At 41.4% G+C, this 8,440-nt stretch carries 7 protein-coding genes and 1 tRNA gene; 3 read left to right on the top strand and 5 right to left on the bottom strand.

Going from position 1 to position 8,440, the window contains the following annotated elements:
- Nucleotides 1–125: 125 nt before the first annotated feature.
- Nucleotides 126–202 (bottom strand) — tRNA-Arg (locus tag HUJ21_RS02545).
- Nucleotides 203–489: 287 nt separating this feature from the next.
- Between HUJ21_RS02545 and HUJ21_RS02540 the strand changes: the two genes are divergently transcribed.
- The gene (locus HUJ21_RS02540; protein WP_291367007.1) at nucleotides 490–1,224 is read left to right on the top strand and encodes a porin family protein; all 735 of its coding nucleotides are present in this window, start codon (nucleotides 490–492) and stop codon (nucleotides 1,222–1,224) included.
- Between the two features lie 51 nt (nucleotides 1,225–1,275).
- Here the strand turns inward: HUJ21_RS02540 and HUJ21_RS02535 are convergent, their stop codons facing one another.
- A complete protein-coding gene (locus HUJ21_RS02535; protein WP_291367005.1) occupies nucleotides 1,276–1,899 on the bottom strand; it encodes a PA-phosphatase in 624 nt (207 codons plus the stop codon).
- Complete coding sequence (rpoN, locus tag HUJ21_RS02530) at nucleotides 1,899–3,353, bottom strand: RNA polymerase factor sigma-54 (RefSeq protein WP_166148064.1); 1,455 nt, start codon at nucleotides 3,351–3,353, stop codon at nucleotides 1,899–1,901. Before rpoN ends, HUJ21_RS02535 begins: the two co-directional genes overlap by 1 nt.
- A gap of 178 nt (nucleotides 3,354–3,531) precedes the next feature.
- On the opposite strand from rpoN, the gene asnS reads away from it, so the two are divergent.
- Together asnS and HUJ21_RS02520 are read left to right on the top strand one after the other, a co-directional pair.
- A complete protein-coding gene (gene asnS, locus HUJ21_RS02525) occupies nucleotides 3,532–4,983 on the top strand; it encodes an asparagine--tRNA ligase (RefSeq protein ID WP_291367002.1) in 1,452 nt (483 codons plus the stop codon).
- A gap of 212 nt (nucleotides 4,984–5,195) precedes the next feature.
- Nucleotides 5,196–5,636, top strand: a complete 441-nt coding sequence (locus tag HUJ21_RS02520) for a hypothetical protein (RefSeq protein ID WP_291367000.1) — start codon at nucleotides 5,196–5,198, stop codon at nucleotides 5,634–5,636.
- Nucleotides 5,637–5,642: 6 nt separating this feature from the next.
- On the opposite strand, the gene HUJ21_RS02515 is transcribed toward HUJ21_RS02520, so the two are convergent.
- Nucleotides 5,643–7,133 carry a TolC family protein gene (locus HUJ21_RS02515; protein ID WP_291366998.1) on the bottom strand — a complete coding sequence of 497 codons (1,491 nt, stop codon included), beginning with the start codon at nucleotides 7,131–7,133 and terminating at the stop codon, nucleotides 5,643–5,645.
- Nucleotides 7,126–8,439, bottom strand: coding sequence for an ABC transporter permease (locus tag HUJ21_RS02510; protein WP_291366996.1), 1,314 nt, complete (start codon nucleotides 8,437–8,439; stop codon nucleotides 7,126–7,128). Before HUJ21_RS02510 ends, HUJ21_RS02515 begins: the two co-directional genes overlap by 8 nt.
- Between the last annotated feature and the right edge of the window lies 1 nt (nucleotide 8,440).

The following is an 8,440-nucleotide window of genomic DNA, read 5'->3' as shown; positions in this document are numbered from 1 at the left end:
TCTATTCCCACGTTTGGGATCACAAAGATGATATCTTTTTTCCATTTCACAATGGGAAAAATGTAATTTTTTTACTGGATTAAATCTTCAGAGTAAATCCTGAAAATAAAGAACTGTAAATCAAATGGTGACCTCGCCAGGATTCAAACCTGGAACCTCTTGAGCCGTAATCAAGTGCTCTATTCAGTTGAGCTACGAGGCCATTTCTTGTAAATGGAATGCAAAGGTAAAGAATATTGATTATATTACAAAGATCAAATTCAGGTAAAATCATCAGATCAGAAAAAGCCTTAGCTTAATTATTTAAGAATTATTAAGATGATTAACACACCAAATCAATCAATATTTCATAATTTAGCCGATCAATTGATCAAATAATCATTGTTTTCATGAAATCGACACGATTAAAATCATCATTAAACATACAGGGCAATGATGATTTTAATCGTTAAAGATTCCATGTGACCATCAAGAAACAATTATAAACACATGAAAAGACTTACCATAATATCCTTTATTTTACTATTCACTTTTCAACTGCAGGCTCAGGAGAAAGAAAGAACTCCTATAGGAGGGAGACCCAACATAAAAGGTGATTTGTTTTTGGATTTTGGATTCAATATGCTGAATAACCGGCCCGATGAACTGAATACCAGGTTCATTGCTTCACGTGTGGTGAACATATACTACCAAACTCAACTGCCAATTGGTGCTAATTCAGGATTCACATTTAATCCCGGAATAGGTTTCGGTTTGGAAAAGCTTGCTTTTCAGGACAACCTGACCCTTATCCCGGATCCCGCTAAAGGACCGAACTCCAGTCAGTTGGTGCCCATATCAGAGATCTATGGAGAAAATATTCGGGTAGAAACCAATACAATGGCCATCAATTACCTTGATATTCCAATTGAATTCAGGTATCATGCCAATAAAAGTGATTACAACAGTGGCTTCAGGGTAGCTATAGGGGGCAAATTTGGATTTTTATACAATGCCCACTCCAAAATCGGAGTAACGGATAGTGAGGGCCTGAGCCAAAAAGTGAAAAATAGCCAGGAATACGGATTGAGTCCTATCAGATATGGGGCATACACCAGACTGGGATTTCCAGGATTTAACCTTTGGGCTTATTATGGATTGAATGCTTTGTTTGAAGAGGGAAATGGTCCTTTTGGCACTGAGGCTTCTCAATTCAATTTTGGTGTCTCTGTAGCTTTGTTTTAATGCCGCACGAAAATCTTTTAACTTTAGCAGGTTTGTCAAAACCTGCTTTTTTTATGCCAGTAAAATATAGTAATAGGCAAAAAAATTAATAGCGAAACCCAGACCAAAACCAGCATAAACTTCTAATGGCTTATGTGCATTGAGGTATAACCTGGAAGTCCCGACCAGACCACTGATGGAAATGATCGCTAACAAATAATAGAACATCGGTGCAGAATAAAATTTCATGGACAATACGGCCACTAAAGCCACCCAACCTCCCATAGCTATTTGATGGGCACTGATTTTCCAGAAAAAAGTAACCAAGGTCAGTGCCACCAGGCAAAAAGTGACCATGCTTAAGGTAACTATCAAAAGCTCATCAATATTTAGCTTCCAATAAAAAAATCCGGCGGTCATGCAATAGAATATTGTCACCAGACCAAAAGGAACCAACCGCTCTCTCTGGTCTGAAAGATGAAAACTCTGAATGGTATCAGAAAATCTCATGCCCAATAAACCCAGAAGCGGCACCAGAAAAGTAGCAAAGCAAATAAGCAGTAAAATGGACCATTTGGCTGCTTGAGGTACCACAGTTGCTTCAGGTACAATATAAAATAAAGTAACTACCATTAATGAGGGGATCAATAGAGGCTGAAAAACCACAGAAATCCCCATTGCCAATTTTCTATACACTATAACTCCTTTCTAAGCCTTGCCACGGGAATCTGCAATTGTTCCCTGTATTTGGCCACTGTTCGTCGGGCAATATTATAACCTTTTTGATTTAATAATTTAACCAGCTTGTCATCGGAAAGCGGTTTTCTTTTGTCCTCTTCTTCCACCATTTTATTGAGTACGCTCTTCACCTCCCGGTTACTGACGTCTTCTCCCCCGTCAGTTGCAATACCTTCCGAAAAGAAATACTTTAATGGAAACACACCAAATTCTGTTTGTATGGATTTGCTATTCGCTACCCTTGACACGGTGGATATATCCATATCAATTCGCTCAGCAATATCCTTTAAAATCATGGGACGCAATTTGGTTTCATCTCCGTCCACGAAAAATTCTTGCTGGTAATCCAGAATGGCTTGCATGGTTTTCATCAGGGTTTGTTGCCGCTGCTTGATGGCATCAATAAACCACTTGGCCGAATCCAGTTTCTGCTTCACAAAGCTGACGGTTTCCTTTAGCTTTTTATCTTTCTTATTACTTTTATCGTATGCATTAAACATTTCTGAATAAGACCGGCTTACCTTCAATTCCGGCGCATTTTTGGAATTCAGGGTAATCTCCAACTTCCCATTGATATTAGTCAGTATAAAATCGGGAATCACATAATGGTTCCGGACCATGCCATCCGAGATCCCTCCGGGTTTGGGATTCAACCTGGTAATCAAATGAATGACCTCCTTGAGTTCTTCCTCGTCTATCCCTGCCTTTTTTAATATTTTGTCGTAATGCTTTTTGGTAAACTCTTCAAAACAATGTTGTACAATAAAAACTGCCTTCTGGACCAAAGGTTCATGGGGATCTTCCCTCCGTTCCAATTGGATGATCAGGCATTCTTGCAAATTTCTGGCAGCAATTCCAGGGGGTTCAAAACCCTGGATCTTAATCAGGATTTCTTCGATTTCATCCAGGTCTGTCTCCACATTCTGGCTGAAAGCCAGGTCATTGATAATGGCCTCAAGACTTCTCCTGATGTATCCATCATTCTCTATGCTTCCAATCAGCTGCTTTCCGATAATGCGTTGCGTCTCATCCAATTTTAAAAAATTAAGCTGGGAAAGCAGTTGTTCATGAAGAGAAGAGTAGCTGGAAAGTGGCATATCCCGCTCTTCTTCATCATTGGAATAATTGCCATCTCCCTGCATCTTATACCCACCATACTCTTCATTCAGGTACTCCTCAATATTTATGTCTTTATCCTCTTTTACCTCCGAATTCTCAGCGGAATCCTGAAAATCATCGGCCTGATCGTCGGAGTCTACTTCCTTTCCCTCTTCCAATGCTGGATTAATCTCTAATTCTTCTTCAATACGGGTTTCCAATTCAGCGGTGGGAACCTGAAGAAGTTTGATAAACTGTATCTGTTGGGGAGACAGTTTTTGAGATAAGATCTGACTTAAATTCAGTTTCTGCATATATATGTTAACCTAATGTTGGTTTATGTTTGAGCTTTTTGTTTTGCCTCAAATTCCTTTGAATTCTCAAATTTAGGAAATAAGATCAAAATTTTGATAAAAAGCTTATTATATCGTTTTTTTGCATTCACTTTATAAGTATCCTTTCAGGTAGTTTATCTTAAAAGAAAAATCAGACATGGCATTTAACAAGCGGATCAAAATAAAATATTTGCTGGAAAACGCTTCAGCAGGCGAAAAAACAACTTTAATGGGATGGGTAAGGTCCAGAAGAAGCAACAAGCATGTAACTTTTATTGCCCTGAATGATGGTTCTTGCATACAAAATTACCAGGTGGTGGCAGATCCGGAAAAAATCAGCGAGGAAATATTAAAAAAAGCCAATACAGGTGCCTGCATAAAAGTTAGTGGCACCATTGTATCTTCCCAGGGATCAGGACAGCAAACTGAAATACAGGCCGATCAGATAGCAATTCTGGGAGAAGCAGATCCCGAGAAATTCCCTATTCAACCCAAAAAACATTCCCTGGAATTTCTGAGAGAAAATGCCCATTTGAGAGTAAGAACAAATACATTTGGTGCCATATTCAGAATCAGGCATCACCTGGCCTTTGCCGTGCACCGATATTTTCATGATAAAGGATTCTTTTACATCCATACGCCAATCATCACCGCATCTGATGCAGAAGGGGCTGGTGAAACGTTTCAGGTAACCACCCTTGACCTTAAAAACCCTCCCAGGGATGAGCACAATAACATCAATTTCGGGGAGGACTTTTTTGAAAGGGCAACAAATCTTACGGTCTCCGGCCAACTTGAAGGCGAATTGGCCGCCCTGGCCCTTTCCGAAATATACACCTTCGGCCCAACTTTCAGAGCCGAAAATTCAAATACTACCCGCCACCTGGCTGAATTCTGGATGATAGAACCGGAAATGGCTTTCTATGATGCTGAGGATAATCAGGACCTGGCTGAGGATTTCCTTCAATATATCATCCAATTTGCACTTGAAAATTGTAAAGATGACCTGGCTTTTCTTGACAACCGGGCTGCAGAAGAGGAAAAAGAGAAAAAAGCCGAATTGAGGAGCGAAATGGGTTTGTTGCAAAGACTGGAATTCGTGACCCAAAATGAATTTGTCAGAATCAGCTATACGGAAGCCTTTGAAATCCTTAAAAATTCCAAACCCAATAAAAAGAAGAAATTTTCTTTTCCCATAGTCGACTGGGGAACAGATCTTCAGTCCGAACACGAAAGGTATCTGGTAGAAAAACACTTTAAAAAGCCGGTCATCATTTCAGATTATCCCAAAGCCATAAAATCATTCTACATGAAACAGAATGAAGATGGAAAAACCGTTGCCGCCATGGATATACTCTTTCCAGGGATTGGTGAAATTGTAGGCGGCTCCCAAAGGGAAGAAAGACTGGACAAACTCACTGAAAGAATGGATGAACTTGGCATCAGTCAGGAAGAGTTGTGGTGGTACCTGGATACGCGCAGGTTTGGGACTACCCCCCATGCAGGATTTGGGCTGGGTTTTGAGCGCCTGGTGCAGTTTGTTACAGGCATGGGAAATATAAGGGATGTGATTCCATTCCCCAGGACCCCGGGTAATGCGGAATTTTAATGCAAAACAGGCAACCAGATTAAATAAAAACCCATCTTCAAAAGAACTCAATCAGGAGACGGGAAAGTAAGGGATAATATAATCCTTAACCAGAAAATCCTTTACCCAAAAAAGGTATGTCGCTTATGGGCATTTGTTCCTATTTTTGAGTTTTTACGCTTTCCTTAAGCATTATTTGGGTTTAATTCTTAAATTGAAGGGTGGAAAAATTTTTGAAATATCTTAAGACGGAAAGTATAGGCGGTCATATCATCAGGATTTCCCTGGCATGTCTGCTTTTATTTGGTGGGTTCACGAAGTTAAAATTAATCGGTGCTCTGGAATACAATCTTTTCTGGGCCATTTTACTGGCTGGAATTGAAACCTTTGCAGCATTCGGCTTGCTGATACACTATAAAAGGCCCCTATTTGGATTGGCAGGTGGGATTCTGGCATTATTGTCGATCTTTATCAGAATAGTATTTTCGATCGGCTGGGTAAGGGATAACGTATTGCAAACTGATTCCTTTATGGTAGCCTTAAATTCTATTTTCGGAATATACAGCAATGGGCTTTTCCACATTAGCCTGCTGTTTGGGGCAGGAATTTACTGTCTGGGCAATTCCTATAAAGCCTATATCAAGGAAAGAATTACCCGGCCCTGGCCCCATTGAAACCATTTATTCTTCCTGGAAACTCATTTCCGGCGTATACAACAATTGCTGATTCTCAAAATCATAGAGGGTAAGTCCCCTGAGTTCGTAATATGCTGTCCAATAATCCCTCAAAGATTCTATATATTGCCTTCTGTTGATATCTTTATCCTCCTGGGCAATGCCCAGGTCTGTAATGGATACATTCCCACTCTGATACCTGCGGAAAGAAATCTCGTACCGTTTTTCAGCTACTTCATCGGAGGTTTTGGTGATCTCCAGCCTGTCTTTCAACATGATAAAATTTCGAACGCGAGTAAAGATTTCCTGCTCAAAATTGATGATCTCCTGATCAATTTCGTATTCAGTCAGCTTCTGATTGGACCTGGCTATACTCATTCTGGCCTTGTTTCTGCCCCAATCCAAAATGGGAACCTGAATGCTTAGATTGACTAAAGCCTGGGTATTGGGATTGTTGTAAATTTCCCCCCACATCAAAGCGGCCTTGTTATATCCATAGCTGGCATTCAGGTTCATTTGAAAGCGGTCTCCTCGGGCCTGGGCCACCTCAGCCTGTGCCTCAAGGCGCTGTCTGGCAAACCCTATGGCATCTGACCTATTTTGAAAGGCATACTCTATGGCTTCCTCCACATTGACATCAAATTCGGGGATATCATCTGGAAGGGCCAGATTTAAGCTAACGGTTTCATTCAGTCCGATATAGGATTTTAGTCTTAGTGAACGAGCTTCCATATCCAGTCTGGCCTGTGCCACGCCTTGTTTGGCTTTTAATACCTGCAACTCCACCTGCAATAGCTTGTCCTCATAGGTGGTTCCTATATTGTACCTGCCCCTTTCGATTTGCAGTATGGCTTCGGAGTTAGCCAGGTTCTTGGTAGCAATATCCAGATTGACCTGGGCCACCAAAAAGTCAAAAAACATTTCAGCCACAAACTGGCTAATCTCTTCCATCTCCTCTACAAATTCTCTTTTGCTTTCTTCAAACCTGATCGGTTCTATCTTCCGGTCCCATTTGTAGGGATTATAGGCAAATATAGGTTGGTTCAACCGTATATTTACAGGTACTCCACTCCAACGGGTTTGATTGGAACCATCAGTTGCCAGGAAATTATCAAACCTATTGGTAGAACTGTTTACCGAAATGATACCCCCTGTAGGGCTGATTACCTGCCTGAGGCCCAATTCCAAATCCACCAGATTTTGCCTTACCTCGCGGAACTCAATCGTACCATCAGGTTGGGTGACATTGTTAAATGCCTGAGAGTATTGCGGGAGTGTGCCTTCAAGACGCAGCTGGGGGTTAAAATTGGACTGATACAGCCGATAAAACCAATAACGGTTCTCCCTTCGGGTATCTGCCCTCAAGGCCGCAGGGGATTGGGACTTGGCGCGGGCAATAATATCATCGAGGGTATAACTTACGGTCTCCTGACCTTGCACAGAAAAAATGGCCAGAAAAAATATCATGGCCAGAAATAGAGTAGCGGTTTTATTCATAGCGTAAAGATGTTATCGGATCCTGACTGGCGGCTCTTTTGGCTGGGGTAATACCAAAAACCAAACCTACTGTGGCTGCCACTCCAAAGGACAATACTATGGAACTCAGGGTAATTACAGTAGGGAAATCGGCAAAAGTAGAAACCAAATGGGCCAACACTATGCCCAAAATCACACCTATCAAGCCGCCGGAAACACTGATCATAATGGATTCAAATAGAAACTGATTCACAATATCGTTCTTTTTTGCTCCCAACGAAAGCCTTAGGCCGATTTCTTTTATCCTTTCCATCACTGAAGCCAACATGATATTCATAATACCTATTCCTCCAACCAGTAGAGAAATACCTGCAATGGCTCCCAAAACGATGTTAAAAATATTTTGGGTGCGCTGTTGTTGCTTCAGTAATAGTTCGGGAATGGTGATTTCAAAATCTACCACATTAAAATGTCTCCGCTCCAGCATCTTGGCCAGTACCTCTGCGGTGGGATTGAGCAACTCACTTTCAGCAACCTGAACGACCATTTTGTCTATTTGGTGGTAATTTCTGGACCCGCCACTGTCATCATCATTCAGACGGGCTTCGGTTACCAAATCCCTGTTTTTGTACCGTATCAACATGGTTTGAATAGGTATATACACATCCATGTTAAAATCCCTGATTCCCAATTTGGAAATACTGGACTCCGAGACAATCCTCTCTTCCAGAATACCAACCACTTCCAACCATTGATTGCCACTTTTCAACATCTCCCCAATTGGGTTTTGATTGGGGAAAAATCTGGCCGCTACGTTTCTTCCAATGATACAAACAGGGTCTCCTTTGACAAGATTCTTTTCGCTAAACATTTTCCCCTCCCTCAACTCAAAATCAAGGACTTCAAAATAGGCTGGATTCACACCGACCAATTTGGCGGACCTTCTGACACCACTCTTGACAATATAAGTATCCAATACTATTTCGGGGCTGATTCTATTGACCCCGGGGATAACTTTACGAATAGCGGCTGCATCATCAAGCTTGAGACCAGGTGAAAATTTGCTTTTTTCCCTCTCCAGATTGCTGTTCTCATCCAATTTCTCCTCCGTCTGCTCGACCACTGGTTCGATCACGATGTTGTTCACACCTACAAGTTTGATCTGTTCCATGATCTCTTGTTGGGCCCCTGTGCCTATGGCCAGCATGGCAATCACGGCAGCAACCCCAAAAATGATCCCCAAAGCCGTAAGCAATGAGCGTACTTTATTGGCCAAAACCGCTTCAAATGCGATGTAGAAGTTGGCCAAAAGCCTTTCATTAAACATA

This window comes from Cyclobacterium sp., from assembly GCF_014762705.1.
Lineage (GTDB): Bacteria > Bacteroidota > Bacteroidia > Cytophagales > Cyclobacteriaceae > Cyclobacterium.
Note: the sequence above shows the minus strand (reverse complement) of the source record. Positions and strands in the feature narration are given on the sequence as shown.

What these genes read in the sequence shown, in the direction of transcription:
- rpoN (WP_166148064.1), bottom strand. Translation starts at nt 3,353, where the DNA reads ATGCAGAAACTGAATTTAAGTCAGATCTTATCTCAAAAACTGTCTCCC.
- asnS (WP_291367002.1), top strand. Translation starts at nt 3,532, where the DNA reads ATGGCATTTAACAAGCGGATCAAAATAAAATATTTGCTGGAAAACGCT.
- HUJ21_RS02540 (WP_291367007.1), top strand. Translation starts at nt 490, where the DNA reads ATGAAAAGACTTACCATAATATCCTTTATTTTACTATTCACTTTTCAA.
- HUJ21_RS02510 (WP_291366996.1), bottom strand. Translation starts at nt 8,439, where the DNA reads ATGTTTAATGAAAGGCTTTTGGCCAACTTCTACATCGCATTTGAAGCG.
- HUJ21_RS02515 (WP_291366998.1), bottom strand. Translation starts at nt 7,133, where the DNA reads ATGAATAAAACCGCTACTCTATTTCTGGCCATGATATTTTTTCTGGCC.